12 protein-coding genes are annotated in these 17,557 nt (G+C 37.1%); 5 read left to right on the top strand and 7 right to left on the bottom strand.

Features of this window, described 5'->3' with window-relative positions:
* Positions 1–25 precede the first annotated feature (25 nt).
* From EA772_RS02995 to EA772_RS02985, 3 genes are all read left to right on the top strand, one after another.
* Positions 26–1,027: a PorP/SprF family type IX secretion system membrane protein gene (locus tag EA772_RS02995; protein WP_246834029.1), complete on the top strand. Its 1,002-nt coding sequence runs from the start codon at positions 26–28 to the stop codon at positions 1,025–1,027.
* Positions 1,028–1,039: 12 nt separating this feature from the next.
* Positions 1,040–3,040: an OmpA family protein gene (locus EA772_RS02990; RefSeq protein ID WP_124911123.1), complete on the top strand. Its 2,001-nt coding sequence runs from the start codon at positions 1,040–1,042 to the stop codon at positions 3,038–3,040.
* 117 nt (positions 3,041–3,157) lie between these two features.
* Positions 3,158–5,947, top strand: a complete 2,790-nt coding sequence (locus tag EA772_RS02985) for a lantibiotic dehydratase (RefSeq protein WP_124911122.1) — start codon at positions 3,158–3,160, stop codon at positions 5,945–5,947.
* Here the strand turns inward: EA772_RS02985 and EA772_RS02980 are convergent.
* The gene (locus tag EA772_RS02980; RefSeq protein ID WP_116169194.1) at positions 5,937–7,055 is read right to left on the bottom strand and encodes a sensor histidine kinase; all 1,119 of its coding nucleotides are present in this window, start codon (positions 7,053–7,055) and stop codon (positions 5,937–5,939) included. The genes EA772_RS02985 and EA772_RS02980 overlap by 11 nt on opposite strands.
* A gap of 140 nt (positions 7,056–7,195) precedes the next feature.
* On the opposite strand from EA772_RS02980, the gene EA772_RS22005 reads away from it, so the two are divergent.
* Positions 7,196–7,336: a hypothetical protein gene (locus EA772_RS22005; RefSeq protein WP_157258826.1), complete on the top strand. Its 141-nt coding sequence runs from the start codon at positions 7,196–7,198 to the stop codon at positions 7,334–7,336.
* 324 nt (positions 7,337–7,660) lie between these two features.
* On the opposite strand, the gene EA772_RS02975 is transcribed toward EA772_RS22005, so the two are convergent.
* A complete protein-coding gene (locus EA772_RS02975; RefSeq protein ID WP_010599751.1) occupies positions 7,661–8,404 on the bottom strand; it encodes a LytTR family DNA-binding domain-containing protein in 744 nt (247 codons plus the stop codon).
* 424 nt (positions 8,405–8,828) lie between these two features.
* Between EA772_RS02975 and EA772_RS02970 the strand changes: the two genes are divergently transcribed.
* On the top strand, positions 8,829–9,317 hold the full coding sequence (locus EA772_RS02970) for a type I restriction enzyme HsdR N-terminal domain-containing protein (RefSeq protein WP_010599752.1): 489 nt from the start codon (positions 8,829–8,831) through the stop codon (positions 9,315–9,317).
* A 156-nt stretch (positions 9,318–9,473) separates the two neighbouring features.
* Here the strand turns inward: EA772_RS02970 and htpG are convergent, their stop codons facing one another.
* The 5 genes from htpG to EA772_RS02945 form a co-directional block, all read right to left on the bottom strand.
* The gene (gene htpG, locus EA772_RS02965; RefSeq protein ID WP_210405070.1) at positions 9,474–11,360 is read right to left on the bottom strand and encodes a molecular chaperone HtpG; all 1,887 of its coding nucleotides are present in this window, start codon (positions 11,358–11,360) and stop codon (positions 9,474–9,476) included.
* Positions 11,361–11,749: 389 nt separating this feature from the next.
* On the bottom strand, positions 11,750–12,142 hold the full coding sequence (locus tag EA772_RS02960) for a PleD family two-component system response regulator (protein ID WP_010600587.1): 393 nt from the start codon (positions 12,140–12,142) through the stop codon (positions 11,750–11,752).
* 111 nt (positions 12,143–12,253) lie between these two features.
* Positions 12,254–13,117 carry an N-acetylglucosamine kinase gene (locus tag EA772_RS02955; RefSeq protein ID WP_246834028.1) on the bottom strand — a complete coding sequence of 288 codons (864 nt, stop codon included), beginning with the start codon at positions 13,115–13,117 and terminating at the stop codon, positions 12,254–12,256.
* A gap of 16 nt (positions 13,118–13,133) precedes the next feature.
* Positions 13,134–14,444, bottom strand: a complete 1,311-nt coding sequence (locus tag EA772_RS02950; RefSeq protein WP_124911121.1) for a TolC family protein — start codon at positions 14,442–14,444, stop codon at positions 13,134–13,136.
* 1 nt (position 14,445) lies between these two features.
* Complete coding sequence (locus EA772_RS02945; RefSeq protein ID WP_116169198.1) at positions 14,446–17,556, bottom strand: efflux RND transporter permease subunit; 3,111 nt, start codon at positions 17,554–17,556, stop codon at positions 14,446–14,448.
* Position 17,557 lies beyond the last annotated feature (1 nt).

The following is a 17,557-nucleotide window of genomic DNA, read 5'->3' as shown; positions in this document are numbered from 1 at the left end:
TTATAAACAGAAAAAATCAAATTCCATGAAAATATTATCGATTTTAAAAGTGTATGCAGTTATTGTGGGCTTGATGATTTGCTCAGCTAAATCATTTGCGCAAACAGATCCGCACTTTTCGCAATATTATGCCTATCCGCTTTGGCTTAACCCTGCCTTAACAGGAGTGGTAGATGGCGATTACAGGGCCAGCGTAAATTTTAAACAGCAATGGGGCGCTTTAAACAACTCTTTCCTTACCGGAGGCGCTTCGTTCGATATGGCACCTAAAAAGAATTTCGCTTTTGGTGCAACTGTACTGAATCAAAGGGCAGGTGAATTGGATTTTAATTATCTAACGGCACTGGTATCGGGATCTTATCGGTTAAGATTTGGTTTTGAAGGCTTGCAGATGATTAGCTTTGGCTTGCAGGCCGGAATTATTAACAGAAGTTTCGATTTTTCTCAAGGTCGTTTCGGAAACCAGTTTAATCCCATTTCTGGTTATGATGGAGGCATGATGAGTGGAGAAACTTTCCAGTCGCAATCATCACTTGTTCCAGATGTAAATGCCGGGATCATGTATTTTGACGGGAACCCAAATAAAGGTGTAAATGTTTTCTTAGGTGCAAGTGTTGCTCACCTCACCAGGCCAACTGACCGTTTTTCAGGAACAGATTCCCGCATTCCGATGCGCTTTACCGGACATGGCGGCGCCAGAATCCGGGCCTCCGAACTATTGGATATTGTGCCGAATGCTTTGGTAATGTATCAGGGAAATACCAATGAAATTTCTTTAGGCGCCTACGCTCAGCTAAATGTAAATCCTTCTTCAAATATTTTGTTTGGCGGCAATTACCGTGTAAAGGATGCGGCAATTGCATTTGTTGGTTTGCAGTTACGTAACATGGTTTTTGGATTGAGTTACGATGTAAATACCTCATCTTTCAGCAGGGCTTCAAACAGTAATGGTGGTTTGGAACTATCAATCTCACTGATTGGTAGAAACGGCATCATTGGTCCAAACTTCTTCTGTCCACGTTTATAATCGATATTCAAAATGAAAAAAATATTACTGTTTTTATTATTGGCACCTTTTGGTTACGCAAATGCACAGTACGTGGTAAATTATAAAAGAGTTGCCGATACTTATTTTGAAAACAAAGATTACTATGCGGCGTCTACATTTTATAAAAAAGCCTTAAAAATTACTGGTGATAGCACCCTTGCACTTCTTCCATATGGTACAGAAAGAAAATCGGCAAAAGATGAAAAGGTGATTGAAGATTATGAAGGTTCGATCTACAATCTGGCAGAATCGAGCCGTTTATACCGGGAGTTTTCTGAAGCAGAAAAGTATTATGCGGTGGCCATTACTTTTACCAACACCCGTTACAGAAAAGCACAATTTTATTACGCGGAATGCTTAAGGGCAAATAAAAAGTTTACGCCTGCTATTGATGCCTTTCAGGTATTCATTAGAAAAAACCCAAATGATCCATTGGTTAAAGAGGCGCAGAAAGAAATTGCTTCCTGCAAGTTTGCTTTAGAGGAAATGCGTTTTCCACGAATGGTGCAGGTTAGAAAAATAGCCAGTAACGTAAACGGACTGGGTTCTAATTATGCTCCTGTTAAAGTCGGTAACGATTTTTACTTTACCTCTTCTCGCCCGGTAGCCACTGCAGGCAAAAAAGATATTATGAAAACAGATGCCGGTGAAGTGCAGATTTCTACAAAAGCCAATCCCTTTATCAATAATTTATATACCACCAAAACCGATCTTGGTGTAGCTGATATTTCAGTAAGGATGATGGATCTGAATTTACCAAGAAACGTAGAGACTGCCGCGGCAAGTTTTAGCCCAGATGGCAAGAGGGTTTATTTTACCTATTGGAGAGAAAGAGAAAGATATTCGATTTACACCGCTACAAAGATGGATGATAAGTGGTCGGATCCGGTACAGGTAGGTTTAGAAATCAATAGCAAGGATTTTAATTCGAGCCAGCCATTTGTAACTGCCGATGGAAAGTACCTGTTGTTCTCTTCGGATAGAAGCGGCGGATATGGCAAATTTGATTTATGGTATTGTACCATCCGTGAAGACGGTACGCTTGGGCAGGCAGTGAATTTGGGGCCAACTATAAATACTGAAGATGATGAGCGGGCTCCAAACTATAATACAATAACCAAAAAACTTTTATTTAGTACCGATGGGAGAGTAGGTTTAGGCGGAATGGATTTTTTTGAAGCCGAAGGCGATTTAATTACCTGGAGCGAACCGAAAAATCTTGGCTATCCGTTTAACTCATCGAAAGACGATTTGTATTTTACTGCAACAAATGAACAGGGCACAAGGGGTTATATCAGTTCCGATCGCGAGTCATCATGCTGTTTAGAGGTGTTTGAAGTTAAAAAAGAATCATTTAACATAAGCGGTATCCTCACAGATTGCAAAACAAAATTGCCATTGGCTGGTGCAACAGTTACTTTTTCAAATGCAGAAAGCAATAAAAAAGTGATCACCGGTGTTGATGGCAAATACCTGTTTAGCGTAGATTCAAAACGGCCAGTTAAATTGCTTTTTGCAAAGGATAACTATTTTTCCATCACCAAAAATTATCCTTATGAGGAATTGGCGAAGGCCGATACCATGATTTACAAAGATTATTGTATCAGTCCGTTCAAGTTGGGTATTCCAATTGCGTTAGATAACGTTTACTATGAATTTAACAGCGCTGAGCTTACAGAACCCAGTAAGAAAGTATTGGATTTTTTAATCCCGATTATGGAAGATAATCCGGAAATGGAAATTGAATTGGGTTCTCATACTGATAATATTGGAACCGATGAGTACAACCTGGATTTGTCGAATCAAAGAGCGAAATCATGCGTTGATTATTTGGTGAGTAAAGGAATTTCCGAATCACGCCTGACATCAAAAGGATACGGTGAATCGATGCCAATTGCACCAAATGAGATTGGAAAAGGTAAAAAGAAGAAGGATAATCCGGAAGGAAGGGCAAAAAACAGAAGAACAGAATTTAAAGTTACCAAGAAATAAACACTCAAATAAGTCCCGTTGAAAGCCATCTTCAAATGTTGAAGGTGGCTTTTTTAGTTGCAATGAATGTTTGTTTTAAGATTAATCTTTGTAATTTTCGCCTGATAATTGATTTCCATGAAACTTAATATCCATCCCTCTATCATTTTCCGAACGCCTAAATTTTCTTATCAAGCTGATCTTGCTTCCTGTTGGGATGAACTTAAAGAAGCAATTGCGTTATCATCATCCGCTTTTTATGAAACGATAAAGGATGTTCAGGCTGATGATTTAAATAATCTTCCTTCAAAAGTAAGTTTCACCATTTGGAAATATTTTAACCGGGCGAAATATCGTTCCACACCTTATGGTACATTCGCCAGTTTCAGCTTTTTAAATCAGGCATTTCAAACAGCGGAAAGCAAAATTATCATCAATGAAGCGCAAGTTGTTCATCGTTTCATCGACTGGCCTTATCGCAATGAACTCCATTTTGATTTTGAGCGTTTACTGGCGGATAATGTTGAATTATTTAGCAATAGCAGCTATTATACTACAAGCGATGGCATCCGCTATATCGCCTGTACCGATGGTGTTTTTGAACTGGCAGAAATCGATCAGCATGATTTAGTTGAACGAATTCTTAATATTTGCATTGAGCCGATAACGGTAAAAGCATTGTTTGCAAAACTTGATTTGGATGCAAATGCAGAAACAGATGCACTTCGCCTCATCGCAGATATGCATGCCTTACAGCTTATCTTCAGTGATCGGGATCCGAATATCGTAGGGCAGGATTACTTCGAAAGGATCGGGATTGCAGCCACTGCAGATAAACCTCAGTATCTCATCGCAGAGCGAAAAACAATTAGTGGGGGACTAGATGAAAAACTGCTTAAACCTTTGCCTGGCTTGATACAATTATTGAGCAAAATTTTAAAGTCCAATGAGCGAGAGGCATTAACAAGTTTCATCAGAAGGTTCAGGCAAAAGTTTGATCAGCAAGAAATTGCACTCTCTGTAGCGCTAGATCCGGAAATGGGCATTGGTTATGATGAATTGGAACAAGCAGGCGAAGATGATTTTGTAGCGCAGTTTAAGGACAAGAAAAAAAGTGAGAAAAATAAAAATGATTTAAAGGCGGCGTTAAAAGCTAACCTCTTAGCGGAGCGTTTTAAGGTTGATGAGCCTATTTTCCTGAATCAGTTATCGTTTGATACGAATGAAAAGGAAAGTATCTTGCCAAACTCATTTAGTTTATTGATGTCTTTGGCTGATGATTTAATCTGCATTGACCAAATTGGTGGAGCGAGTGCAAATGCCTTAACAGGTCGGTTCTCTATCGCTGATGCTGCGGTAGAAGCTTACTGCAAAGAAACTTCGGCAATTGAACAAAATGCAAATCCTGAAGTCATGTTTTTCGATGTGGCCTACATGGTTGAAACGAATGTGGATAATATTAATCGTCGGAAACTGATTTACGACCATCAGTTATCCATCCTCAATTTTGATACTTCCCATGCGCCGCTTTCGCTCCGCGATATTTATATTTCTGTGAGAAATAATGAAGTGGTTTTAAGATCCAGGCAGTTAAACAAACGCCTGATTCCACGTCTGGCTTCTGCTTATAATTATGCCCGTTCTGATCTCTCTGTATTCAGGTTACTTTGCGATTTACAACATCAGGGTTTGCAAACCAGCCTTTCACTCCCGCTTGATGGCATTTTTCCTGACTTAGCTTTCTATCCACGCTTTCAGTATTATAATGTTGTTCTGAGCGCTGCAAAATGGCAGGTAAATAAGGAGAATTTTTATCCGGGTAAAACGGCAATAACCGTTGAAAACTGTCGTGTTTTTTTGAAAACACGAGGTGTTTGCAGATTTTTCAAAACCGGTTTGTCCGATCAAACGCTTTGTTTTGATTTAGAAGCTGATGAAGATCTAAATGTCCTGATTCTTTTTATGCAGAAACAAACCAAATTGTATCTGGAAGAAGTGATTTTTTCATCTGTAAGTACGGTGGTAGATCAGCAGCAAAAACCATATCTGGCTCAGTTTATCCTTAATCTTAATCATAGTGATCGTATTTATAGGGGTGTAGATGATTTAGATGTTCATAAAATAGGGATTCAAAGTACTTTTTTGCCGGGAAAAGAATGGTTGTATTTCGAAATCTTTTGCCATCAGCAACGCTCAGATGAACTTTTAATTGGCGTTGTTCCTGCTTTTTTGGCTGATTTTTCTTCCTCCATCAAATCATGGTTTTTTATAAGGTACAATGAGCATGGTAACCATCTGCGCTTTAGGGTTTTGCTGCATAAGGAAGCGGATGGGCAAAAATTAATTTCTGCTTTTGGCGACTATCTCCAGGATTATATTAATAGCGGTTTGGTTTCAGATCTTCAACTGAAAACCTACAAAAGGGAAATTGAACGTTATGGTGCAGACTTGATCTCGGAAATAGAAGCACATTTTTCGGTCGACAGTGAGTTTGTATTATCGGTATTGCAAGATCAGACTGACGCTTTCACAAAATACAAATGGTGCTCAGCGTTGGTAAATGAACTGAGAGACGGTGGGGCATTCGATGCGAAAGAGATGATTAAGATTATCAAACTAATGTCTGATTCTTTTAATGCGGAACATCATTTAGAGGCTACTGATTTTAAAAAACTCAATCAACAATATCAGTTGTACCGAACTACTCCTGAGTTAACTGATGATCGCCTATGCGATGAATTTAACGTATTTAAAAATTCATTTATAGCAATATTAAAGAGAACTGAAGGAAGCCGGAGAATAAAACTGTTTAGCGATTTAATGCACATGCATGTAAACCGCTTATTCAGCAGAGACCAGCGTACAAATGAAATGGTAATGTATTATTTTTTACTAAAAGATATGCAACGTAAAAATGCTATTGGTTAAGATTTAATTTTGCCATTGGGTTTATTACCGGAACGTCTATTTCAGTAATATATCGATTCAATGGATCTTTATAGTATCTGAAAATATAGTCGTCTTTGTAAAAATTAGCCAATCGCTTATTAATATTGTCAATACCCACATGATGGCTTTCATGCTCCTTTCCTTTCACATCATTCACCATATTTATGGTGCTAATGTTTAGGTTATTGTTATCGTAATCTATCTTAATAATTGCAGTTTGCGTAGAGTGCGTAACATTTCCATGTTTGAATATGTTTTCGATCAGCGTTAGCAAAATAAGTGGAGGAAACCGTATGCCGAATAAATCTCCATTTACTTCCAGTTTCAGGTTGAGTGTGTTTGCCGTTCGTAGCTGATGCAGGTTAATCAAGTGTTCGATCTGTTCCACTTCTTCACTTAAAGGTACCATTTCTGATGCTTCTGGTCTTTTTAGCGCATATCGCATCATTTCAGCTAAATTCATGATTGCATCAGCAGCCATAGGTGCCTTCTTGCGGGCATCATTATAAATGAAATTTAAGGTGTTAAATAAAAAATGCGGATTGATCTGACTGCGAAGAAAATTATTTTGAGATTGTACCAAATCATTCTCTAAGGCCTGCTTTTCTATCTGTGTAACAAGACTTTGACGTTCAAGAGCCTCTACTTTTTTCCTATCTTCAAACGATTTTATGACATAAACATAACCAGTAGCATAGCCAATGTATAGAATGGCTCTATATACTGCATTTAAAACAAATAGCTGATTTAGTTTTCTTTTAGGAGCACTGGCTATAAGATTCAGATATTCAAAAAAATCAACTAATAAATAACTGAAAACTGTATAAACACAAATAACCAATATTACGAGTAATGATATCTGTATGTTTCTTATTAAACCGTTTTCATGACCTAAGATTTTTTTTAATAAAAAAGCATAAATGTAAAATGCCAGGATATTTGTGAAATAAACAATCACGTAAACCCCTGGCTCTTTGAATTCATATGCAAAACCTAAAATAAATACATCGGCAAGGATGTATAAGCTCCAAATAAGAAGGTGAAATTTGTAATTTCTGTAAAGATTCTGAATAGTAAAATAGGTCATTTTTCGGCGTTATATCTACTTAAATGTTGTTTTGATCCCCTAAAATCGATGTTTTGTGTAAAAAAATGGTTGAGGTTGATTTAACACTGCACCTTTACAGAAATAAATAACAACAAATAATAACTTAAAAATTATATATCATGAAAGCTCAAAACACTACAACTAAAATCGCTAAAAAAACTGTCTTCGTTTACAAAAACGTTAAAGCTAAAACTAACTTCGTTACTAACCCAACTGAAATGGGACATACTCAAGCAACAAGTTTTATTTTTGAATTTTAGTTTGTTATCGTTATATATTATGAAAGCTCAAAACACTACAACTAAAATCGCTAAAAAAACTGTTTTCGTTTACAAAAACGTGAAAGCTAAAACTAACTTCGTTACTAACCCAACTGAAATGGGACACACTCAAGCAACAAGTTTTATTTTTGAATTCTAGTCTTTTATTGTTATATATTATGAAAACTCAAAACACTACTGCTAAAATCGCTAAAAAAACTGTTTTTGTTTACAAAAACGTTAAAGCTAAAACTAACTTCGTTACTAACCCAACTGAAATGGGTCACACTCAAGCAACAAGTTTTATTTTTGAATTCTAGTTTTTTATTGACTTCTGTTAGATTTCAATAAGCTACTTTGTACATAGGCGAAGAAAGCTTCTTTATAGCCTTCGCCAATTTGGATCATTTCATTATTTACCAGGCGGATAATATTTCCATCTACCTTTTTGATCGCAGTTTTAGCCACAATATTCGATTTATTCACCCGGATAAAAGCGTGGTTTTCTAAAGCTTTTTCAATTTCCTTTAACGTAAGGTAGGTGGTATGCGTTTCAGTTTTAGTGATGATCTGTATATAATTTTGAAGCGCTTTGATATAAAGTATTTCATCGATAGCGATGTTAGAAAAAGCGTATTTGTGGTCGCCTTTAATATAAAGTGCCGCCACCTGATCGGCATCTTTTGAAGCAGCCTTGGCATTATTTGCTTCCTTCTTCAAAATTCTGTCAATACCTAATGCAAATTTTGCAAAGGAAATAGGTTTGAGCAGGTATTGATCTGATTGCACGTCAAAAGCTTGCAGTGCATAGTCAGGATGTGCAGTAGTAAAAACTAAGTATTTAGCTTTCTCCCTGATGTTTTTAGCCAGCTCTAAACCGTTAATTCCAGGCATATCAATATCCATGAAGAGGAGATCGATCTCATCGTCAATACTAATTTCAGTTAAGGCTTGAACTGGACTCGTAAATGTCTTGAACACCGTTAGGCCTGGCATTTCTGCTATATGGTCCGTAAGTACCTCAATCGCATGTTGTTCGTCATCAATAACGACGCATTTTAGATTCATGATATAGTAAATATGATATTGGAATGATTTTAACGCAAGTTAAATAAAAAAATATTTGATTTTGCCTGCCACATTAAAAAAAACTGGGCCTAATTTTCACCGTAAAAAACTTTCCGGTTTCGTGTAATAAACTCACGGGTTCGTGTAAAAAAATAACCTCCTCATTTAATTTTAATAATCTTTATACTGTTTGCCAAAAACAGATAATTAATATGATTTGCCGTAACAGGTAAATAAATTAATTAACCCTTTACATCTGCCTGCCCATGCTTGTGTAGCCTGTAGATAAGTAATTAAAAACAGGCCATACAATACTGGGTTTGGCAAATTTTAAATAAGACACAAATACAGTAAAATATTAAAATTGTAAAACCATTATTGAAATAATACCATTTAAAACATCTAAAATCTATATCACATAATCATGGAACTTAAAGACGAAATCGGCCAGTTTGCTGTTAGAATTAAGAAAATGCTTCCGCAAGTTCAAACTGAAGATTTGACGAGAAACGCATTAGTTATGCCTTTTATTCAGATATTAGGATTTGATCCATCTGAAGTACAATCGGAGGCGGTTTTGGATTTCGGTGTTAAGAAAAGCAAAAAAGTAGATTACACCATTATGAAAGATGGTGAGCCTACAATTTTAGTAGAATGTAAACACCATGATGATAACCTGGATATTCATGATTCACGTTTATCTAAGTATTTCCGTAAAACTAAAGCTAAATATGGTTTGCTAACTAACGGACTTGTTTATCGGTTCTACACCGAAAAAATGGTAAAATCTAAGAAAAATCAGGAGCCATTATTTGAGTTTAAACTTACTGATACAAAAGCGGCTACTATTGCGAAGATGATTGAAGAGCACAAAGATTATTTCAATGTGGAGCAAAAATCAATTGCCAGCTAAACATATTTATTTTAATCTAAGAGTCCCGAAATTCTATAGAGATTAAGTCCTAATTCATTAGGGCTTTTTTTATGCAGAAAGAATTTTTGGGTTTAGAACTCAATAAAAAAGGGAGAAATCTTTCGATTCTCCCTTTTCTTATTTGTTTTATTGTTCTTAGATCAACTCAACGCTTCTGCTCACAAATGCAGTAAGTTCTGCGCCAGTTAACATCCCTTGAGCCAACAAAGCCAAATCTACAGCTTGCTTAGCCAAATTACTTTGCTCTTCGCCTTCTGCTTTTAAAATTTTGCTTACCAGCTTATGATTTCCATTAATCGCTACTTTATAGCTATCAGGCATCTGACCATAAAAGCCCATGCCGCCACCCATTGCTGCCATGTCTTTCATGCGACGCATAAATTCATCCATAGTGATGGTTACCGGAAGTTCATCTGGATTTAAAGCCACAACCTCAACCTGCATACCAGGTTTGGTGATTGCTTTCTCGAAAATGGTGGTTACTTCTTTAACCTGATCTTCACTTAAAACATGTTCGTTAACTTCATCTTTCTCAATTAACTTATCAGCAACGCTAGAATCAACACGTTTAATAGAAGTTTTTTCTAATTTTTGTTCTAGCTGCTGAATGAAATGATTATCAATTGGAGAATCTAAAACTAAAACATCATAGTCTTTTTTATTCGCCGATTGGATAAAGGCATCTTGTTTAGAGGCATCATTTGAATACAAATAAACAACTGTTCCGTTTTTATCTGTTTGTAATGGGGCAACTTTCTCTTTGTACTCGTTTAAAGTATAAAGTTCATTTTTAGTATTGCCAACCAAAGCGAAATCTTTTGCTTTATCGTAAAATTTTTCTTCGCTGATCATTCCGTATTTAACGAACAAGCCAATGTCTTTCCATTTATCTTCGAAAGATTTACGGTCTTTTGCAAAAAGCTCAGCTAATTTATCAGCTACTTTTTTAGTGATGTAGTTGTTGATCTTTTTAACGTTGCTGTCGGCTTGTAAGAAACTACGGGATACGTTTAATGGAATATCAGGAGAATCAATTACACCATGCAACAACATTAAAAATTCTGGTACAATATCTTTTACTTCATCAGTAATAAATACTTGGCGAGAATACAATTTAATTTTATTGCGTTGCATTTCGAAGTCGTTTTTCAACTTAGGGAAATACAATACGCCCGTTAAATTAAATGGATAATCAACATTCAAGTGAATCCAGAATAATGGTTCTTCGCTAAAAGGATATAACTCACGGTAGAACTTTAAATAATCCTCGTCTGACAAATCTGCAGGTGCTTTAGTCCAGACCGGTTTGGTGGTATTGATGATGTTATCAACTTCTACGTCTTTATATTTTTTCTTTCCCTCTTCGTCTTCGCCATCTTCTTCTGATTCTGTTTTGGTACCAAACTTAATTGGAACAGGTAAAAATTTAGCGTATTTATCAAGGATTTCCTGCAATTTCGACTCTTCTAAAAATTCTTCTGAATCTTTGTTAACATGAAGAATGATATCAGTACCTCGGGTCGTTTTGGTACCTTCTGTAATCTCGAATTCAGTACTTCCATCACACACCCAACGGGCAGGTTCTGCACCATCCTGGTATGATAGCGTATTAATTTCAACTAAATCGGCAACCATAAAGGCTGAGTAAAAACCCAAACCGAATTTACCGATGATTTCGTTTGCATCTTTCGCATCTTTAAATTTTTCTACGAACTCACTTGCGCCAGAAAATGCAACCTGGTTGATGTATTTTTTAATCTCTTCGGCAGTCATACCCAAACCATTATCGCTAATGGTAATGGTTTTTGCTTCTTTATCAACTGCAACCTGCACTAAAGGCTGACCCACTTCGCCATTAAACTGACCTAATGAACCTAGTCTTTTGATTTTCTGAACCGCATCTACCGCGTTAGAAACCAACTCACGAAGAAAAATCTCGTTATCTGAGTATAGAAACTTCTTAATTATCGGGAAAATATTCTCGGTGTGTATGGAGATATTTCCTTTTTCCTGTATGCTCATATGTAAATAAATTGTTTAATCTAACTCTTGCATATCAATGCTTGTTCCAAACGATTTTTTTGCCAAAATGACAGATAGGAGCAGTGGTAATGCTGAGTTCACTTATCAGTTTATACTCTCAATAGCTAAAATATAATCTTAATTGTACAGCTGGTTATTCGATGAGATTTATAGATCAGATGAAAATTGGAGCTTGAAATAACAAGGGGATAGAAATGGCGCTTATAGCATTATTAGGTTGATGTTTTTAAGATCAAAAAAATCCTAGTTCCTGTAGCTTGTTTTCTCACCAGCGAGCATGGTGAATCAATAACGCACAAAGTTTTGAGGAATAAAAAAAGCCAAAAAACAATTAAGTTTTTTGGCTTGAAATATTATATGTTGTTGTATTAATTTAAGAGGAAACTTGGTTCGCTTTCTTCCAGATTAAGAATTTTGGTAATTTTTTTCAGCAACACATCCATTTGGAAAGGTTTGGATAAGAAATCATCCTGGCCATAATTTAAAGTAGTAAAGTCTTTCGCATCGTACAATCCGGAAATCAATAAAATAGGAATTTTCGAAGTACTTTCTATCGATTTCAGTTGTTCGCACAAAACCCTACCATCAATATGGCCTAAAGAAATATCAAGTAAAATCAAATCAGGATTGAATGTTTCAATTCTGTTAAAAACCTCTTCGCCATCGTTCAGTGCCGAAACCTTGAAACCGCCAATCTCGAGTATTAATTGTATGGTTTCTAAAACCTCAATGTCATCGTCTACTACTAATATTCTCTTCATATTCTATTGCGCAATGTATGTGCCTCCAAAATTATAACAAAATGTATGTGGTTATGTTTACAATCTTAAAAATATTTTAACAATAAGTTTATAAGGCGATAATTGCCAAAATTAAATCGCCTGCCTTACAATTCCTTCTTTTTGAAGGATGAAGTTAAATAAATCATCAATTGGTTTTTGCAGGATTTTGCCTGGCTCAATTCCATTTGCCTGTAAAACTTCAATTAGGGCTTCCTGATAATAGTAAGCAATTGAACCTACAAAATGGCAAGGTACATTTTTGTGTTTCGGATAATCTTTTACGTTCGTATCTACAAATTCTTGAAATCCGGTTTTTAAAATATTCTGAATAAAAGAGTGGTCCTTGTGATCGGCCATGAAACGGCTAAAACCAGCTAAATAGATATTAGGGAAAGGCTTTTGATATACATTGGTAATAATCTGCTCTTTTTCTGCAGGAAAAGTTTTTTTAAATTCAGCAGCCAGTGCAGCAGGCATTTTGTTGTATAAATATGCCAAAAGAACCTTTTTTCCGAAAAAAGTGCCAGAACCTTCGTCGCCTAAAACATAACCTAATCCATGATGACCGTCGTGAATTTTTTTACCGTCAAAATAGCAAATGTTTGAGCCTGTGCCTAAAATACAATTTAAACCTTCCGCATTGCCACATGTAGCGTAAACAGATCCTAAAAGATCATGGTCAACCGAAATAAAAGCGTTTGTAAAAACCGCAGATAAGCCGTTTGAAACCACTTCATGCTTATCAGGAGAGGAGCAACCCGCACCAAAAAAGTAAATTTCTTTTACCTGATCGGCATATAGCATCATCGTTTCGTTTTTAGCGATCAATTTGCTAATATCTTCTTCACTTAAAAAATAAGGATTGATTCCAGGCGTATTAAATTTAAGGGTTTCGCCATTAAGATAACCCATCCAATCTGTTTTTGATGAGCCACTGTCTGCAACAAGTATCATGGAATAAATATAAAAATTAATTGGATAAATCTATATTTCCGCTGATTTCTTTGAGTGTCGTTTCAGCAATTTTAGCCTGGAACTGCATCTCAATAAATCGATTCTGTGCATCAATAGCATTACGCTGAGCCTCCCTAAGCTCTAAAGGAGCAATACTACCCAGGCGATATTTGGCCATGGTAATGTCGAGATTTTCTTTCGCAATATCTACGTTACGTTGTTCGAGCTTAATTAAATCCAGGTATGTTGCATAATTTTGGTAAGCGGTTAAAAGTTGTGAGTTTACATCCAGTTTGGTTTTGCTCAAGTTTAACGTAGAGTTTTCGATATCAATTTTAGCATTCCGTTCCTGCTGCCGCTGCAAAAAACCATTAAATAAATTAAGGCTTGCGGTAACTCCATAAGTAAATCCATTAGCGGCAAAGCGCTGGTTAAAGCCCGTCGGACTTGTGCTTTTGGCTCTACTGTAACCAGAGTTTAAAATAATTACCGGATATCTGGCACCTTTAATAGATTTCAGATTCAAAGCTGCTATTTTTTGATTGATAAAGGCATTTTGAACATTTGGGTTTTGCTGTTCAGCAATTTCTGCCTGTTTGCTAAATAATATTCCTCTATCTACATCAATGCTATCTGCAACGGTAAAACCTGTGCCAATATCTCTAACCATTAATTGGTTTAAGCGCACCTTTGCAATCTGCAAGAAGTTTTTAACCTGAATAAAGTTTGAGGTGTCGGTATTATAATCTACCTGAGCGGTCAAAACATCGAGCTTCGAGCCGCGGCCCAGCTCTAATTTAGTTTTTGCAATATTGGTGCGCCAAACAGAAACATCAATGGCACTATCTGCAGCTATTAGTAGTTGCTGCTGTCTTACCACATCATAATATGCTGCAATCACATCCGAAACAGTAGTTAAAATGGTTAACCTGGCATTTACTTCACCTTGTTTTTGCAATTCTTTTAACCGATCGTAATTTGCAAACATGGTGAAGCCGTCAAAAATAGTCCAGTTCAAATCAGCACCATAACTATTATTTGTACTTCTGGCTCCCCTGATCACGCGATCTTCACCGGTAACCGGCGTTTGCCTGGTATTTTGAATACTTCCACCGTTAGTATAAGTACCATCAATTGTTGGCAACATGCCTGCATTTCCGATATTGGCATTATTTTTTGCGATGTCAATTTCGTTTTTACTAATCTTAATATCGTAGTTATTCTGCAATGCGATGGAAATTGCTTCCCTTAAGCTGAGTTTTTCCTGTGCAAACCCTGAAATGGATAAGCTGAATAGGAATATAGCTATTTTAAATTTCTTACTCATCTTATTCTGCTATGTGTGTTGCTTCATGTTCAAAACGATCGGCATTTTTTAGTTCTTTATTTGGTTTATAAGGTTTGGCCCAGTAGGAGTAAATCGCCGGAATTACAAAAAGGGTTAACACCAATGAAAACATCGTTCCTCCCACAATTACAGTTCCCATGCTCATTCTGCTTTTTGCCGCGGCACCTAATGCCATAGCAATAGGCAAAGCACCAATAGCGATGGCCAAACTCGTCATCAAAATAGGGCGCAAGCGTGAAACCGATGCTTCGCGAATGGCCTCGGGGATAGCCACGCCTTTTTCTTTCAGCTGGTTGGCAAATTCTACTATCAAAATACCATTTTTAGTTACCAAACCAATTAACATAATCGTACCAATCTGGCTAAAGATATTCCAGCTTTGTCCGCATAACCAAAGTGATAAAAATGCCCCTGCAACGGCCATTGGTACCGTTAAAATGATAATAATCGGATCTTTGAAACTTTCAAATTGTGCTGATAAAATCAGATAAACCAATAGTAAAGCTAAACCAAAAGCAAAGAAGGTATTTGATGAACTTTCCTTAAAATCCCGTGATTCTCCACTTAAATCAGTAGAAAAGGTTTCGTCCAGTACTTTATCAGCGATTTTATCCATCGCATCGATACCATCGCCAATACTTTTACCCGGCGATAAACCAGCAGAAACTGTTGCTGAAATAAAACGGTTGTTCCGGTATAATTGTGGCGGACTGCTTTCTTCTTTTGCGGTAACTAAATTATCCAGCTGAATCAGTTCTCCCTTATCGCTACGCACATAAACCGAACTTAAATCAAGCGGATCTTTACGGTCGCCACGATCAAACTGGCCAATTACCTGGTATTGTTTTCCATTCATAAAGAAGTAAGAAAAACGCTGCCCGCTTAAACCCAAATTTAAAGTTTGCGCTATCGCGGATATCGAAACACCAAGGTTCTTAGCCTTATCACGATCGATAGTTAAATTAATTTCTGGTTTATTGAATTTTAAGTTAACATCAGAAACGGTAAAAGTTGGATCTTTAGAAACCGCATCCATAAACAGAGGCACTTTCTCTCTCAGTTTTTCGAAATTTTGCGCCTGGATAATATAACTGATGGGCAAACCTCCTCTACGGCCAACAGAAATGGTTGGCTGCTGATTTACGATTACTTTTCCCTCCGTATATTTTTTGGTGATTTTAGTCAGCATATCGGCAATTTCTTTTTGCGAACGCTCACGGTCTCCGGCATCAATCAGGCCCATACGTACAAAGCCTGAGTTGGTAGAACCTGCACCTCCAAATCCTGGAGAAGTAATGGTAATATTCACATTTTTCTCCGGAACGGAATCAATTACCATCTGGTTCAACTTCATGATGAATTTATCCGTTGAAGTAAATGATGCACCTTCAGGCAAGGTTGCGGTCATGTTAATCGCACTTCGATCATCGTACGGGGCTGTTTCCTTTGGTAAAAGTTTCCAAAAGAGAAATATCAATCCCATACAAACCACGATTATTGGAATGGAAAGCCAACGCCTATCTAAAAATTTGTTCAGGTTGGCTGCATAAGCATCATTCAGTTTTATGAAGTAGGGTTCTGTCCAGTTGTAAAACCGCGAAGGTTTATGTCCGCCCTTTTTCATAAGGTATGCGTTTAACATTGGCGTTAACGTCAACGAAACAAAGGCAGAAATTAAAACGGCTGCTCCGATTACAACGCCAAATTCCCTGAATAATCGGCCTACAAAGCCTTGAAGGAAAATAACCGGTAGGAATACGGCAGCAAGTGTAATTGAAATGGAAATTACGGCAAAAAAGATTTCGTTAGAACCCTTTATAGCGGCCTCAAATGGCGACATGCCTTCTTCAACCTTTTTGAAAATATTTTCAGTAACTACAATACCATCATCAACTACCAAACCAGTAGCCAATACAATGGCCAGTAAGCTTAGTACGTTGATCGAGAAACCAAAGGCGTACATTACAAAAAATGTAAATACCAACGATACCGGGATATCAATTAAAGGTCTGAAAGCGATTGCCCAATCCCTAAAGAAAAGGTAGATGATCAAAATAACCAATACTAGTGATAACCCAATTGTTTCGGCAACTTCCGTAACCGATCGTTTAATAAACAAGGTATTATCCAAAGCCACCTTCAACTTAATGTCGTTCGGCATGTCTGCCTTCAGCTTATCAAAGCGATTGTAAAACTCTTTACTAATATCCAGGTAATTTGCACCGGGCTGAGGGATAATGGCAACAGCAACCATGGGTTTACCTGATTCCCTTAAAACCGTTTCTTCATTTTCTGAACCCAGGGTAGCATAACCAACATCCTTCAGTTTCACCACCTGGTTGCTGTCTGACTTTAGAATCAGATTATTGAATTGATCTTCATTAACCAGCTTTCCTAAAGTTTTTACCGTTAGCTCTGTGGTTTCTCCAGTGATTTTCCCTGATGGCAATTCTACGTTTTCATTATCCAGAGCAGTCACAATATCCTGCGAGGTCAATCCATAGGCACTCAGCTTATTCGGGTCCATCCAAATTCGCATGGAATATTTCCGTTGGCCCTGAATTTGGACGCTACTTACACCAGGTATGGTTTGAATCCGATCGGCAATTACGTTTTCGGCAAAATCGCTCAATTGCAAAGTGTTCCGCTTATCACTTTGAATGGTCATTGAAAGGATAGGATCGGAGTTGGCATCAGCCTTACTTACCGTTGGCAAACCATCTATATCTCTTGGTAAATTTCTTGCTGCCTGCGAAACCTTATCACGAACATCATTGGTTGCTTCTTCAATATTTTTATCGAGGTTAAACTCAACTGTAATGTTGCTTGTTCCTTGATTACTGGAAGATGAAATATTCCGGATACCGTCGATGGAGTTTATTGATTTTTCCAGCGGTTCAGTAATCTGCGATTCGATAATATCAGAGTTTGCCCCAGGATAAGATGTTCTCACCGAAACTACTGTTGGATCGATAGATGGATATTCGCGAACACCAAGAAATGTGTAACCAATTATTCCGAAAAGAACAATCAGTAGGTTCATTACAATGGCAAGAACGGGTCTCTTTATACTCGTGGTGGAGATGCTCATA

Origin of the sequence: Pedobacter sp. G11, from assembly GCF_003860265.1 — a bacterium.
In the GTDB taxonomy this organism is placed as follows: Bacteria; Bacteroidota; Bacteroidia; order Sphingobacteriales; family Sphingobacteriaceae; genus Pedobacter; species Pedobacter agri.
Note: the sequence above shows the minus strand (reverse complement) of the source record. Positions and strands in the feature narration are given on the sequence as shown.

Excerpts from the sequence above, each read along its gene's own strand:
- EA772_RS02995 (WP_246834029.1), top strand. The coding sequence starts at position 26 with ATGAAAATATTATCGATTTTAAAAGTGTATGCAGTTATTGTGGGCTTG.
- EA772_RS02960 (WP_010600587.1), bottom strand. The coding sequence starts at position 12,142 with ATGAAGAGAATATTAGTAGTAGACGATGACATTGAGGTTTTAGAAACC.
- htpG (WP_210405070.1), bottom strand. The coding sequence starts at position 11,360 with ATGAGCATACAGGAAAAAGGAAATATCTCCATACACACCGAGAATATT.
- EA772_RS02990 (WP_124911123.1), top strand. The coding sequence starts at position 1,040 with ATGAAAAAAATATTACTGTTTTTATTATTGGCACCTTTTGGTTACGCA.
- EA772_RS22005 (WP_157258826.1), top strand. The coding sequence starts at position 7,196 with ATGAAAGCTCAAAACACTACAACTAAAATCGCTAAAAAAACTGTCTTC.
- EA772_RS02975 (WP_010599751.1), bottom strand. The coding sequence starts at position 8,404 with ATGAATCTAAAATGCGTCGTTATTGATGACGAACAACATGCGATTGAG.
- EA772_RS02980 (WP_116169194.1), bottom strand. The coding sequence starts at position 7,055 with ATGACCTATTTTACTATTCAGAATCTTTACAGAAATTACAAATTTCAC.
- EA772_RS02950 (WP_124911121.1), bottom strand. The coding sequence starts at position 14,444 with ATGAGTAAGAAATTTAAAATAGCTATATTCCTATTCAGCTTATCCATT.
- EA772_RS02945 (WP_116169198.1), bottom strand. The coding sequence starts at position 17,556 with ATGAGCATCTCCACCACGAGTATAAAGAGACCCGTTCTTGCCATTGTA.
- EA772_RS02970 (WP_010599752.1), top strand. The coding sequence starts at position 8,829 with ATGGAACTTAAAGACGAAATCGGCCAGTTTGCTGTTAGAATTAAGAAA.
- EA772_RS02985 (WP_124911122.1), top strand. The coding sequence starts at position 3,158 with ATGAAACTTAATATCCATCCCTCTATCATTTTCCGAACGCCTAAATTT.
- EA772_RS02955 (WP_246834028.1), bottom strand. The coding sequence starts at position 13,117 with ATGATACTTGTTGCAGACAGTGGCTCATCAAAAACAGATTGGATGGGT.